The sequence below is a fragment of the Acinetobacter rudis genome, assembly GCF_000829675.1.
GTDB classification, from domain to species: Bacteria; Pseudomonadota; Gammaproteobacteria; order Pseudomonadales; family Moraxellaceae; genus Acinetobacter; species Acinetobacter rudis.
The window spans coordinates 1-757 of sequence record NZ_BBRX01000146.1; the positions used below are offsets into that span (position 1 = coordinate 1).

The following is a 757-nucleotide window of genomic DNA, read 5'->3' on the forward strand; positions in this document are numbered from 1 at the left end:
ACTGCTCATTCCTAGCTTAAAATACTCATAATAGGAATTAGAATAGAAAAAGAGCTAAAAAAATAGTAAGCTAACATATTGTTTAAAACACATGATTTAAAACATATTTTATGAAACGTTACATACGGCTTAAAGAAAGATCTGCAATTACTCGCATACATACACCTCCAGAAGATTATTTAAAAATTCGTCCAACTCTTGTTAGTGAAAATTATTTTGAACATACAAACAGGGATAATTTTCTATCAGCAGAGGTTGCTATTGAATCAAAAAATAAAGCCTTCATCTTGGGTGGATCTTTTGTTGAGAATATTTATTGCGAATCAAATAGCCGTTTTTGTTCTGTATTAGGCAAGACTTTTGGGTTAAATGGATATGATCTTAGCTTTATTAACTCTGGAGTATCTGGTTCTACTAGTTTAAATATACTTAATACAGTTATTAATAAAATTATTCCATTCAAACCCACTCATATAATTTGTTTTATTCCCACCAATGATGGGTTATGTCTTGAATTAAAAGGAGGTCTATGGAACCAAAGCAAACATTACTCCAATTTACAGGGCATAGATCATAAGAGTGAGCGCGATAAAACAGATGTGCCTGAGAAGATTAATCAAATTTGCAATGTTTACTCAACTTTAAAAACACTATGTACTTCGTTCAATATTGACTTAACAGTTTGTAGTAGTCCTATTATTGATGGGTGTATTGATAATTTTTATCTATACAATAAAACATCTCATGAAAAATTCTC

At 30.1% G+C, this 757-nt stretch carries 1 protein-coding gene; it reads left to right on the top strand.

Annotation, left to right across the window (positions count from 1 at the left end):
• Window positions 1-110 precede the first annotated feature (110 nt).
• Window positions 111-757 (top strand): SGNH/GDSL hydrolase family protein (locus Aru01_RS18285; RefSeq protein ID WP_042111808.1); only part of this gene is annotated, 647 nt, incomplete at its 3' end.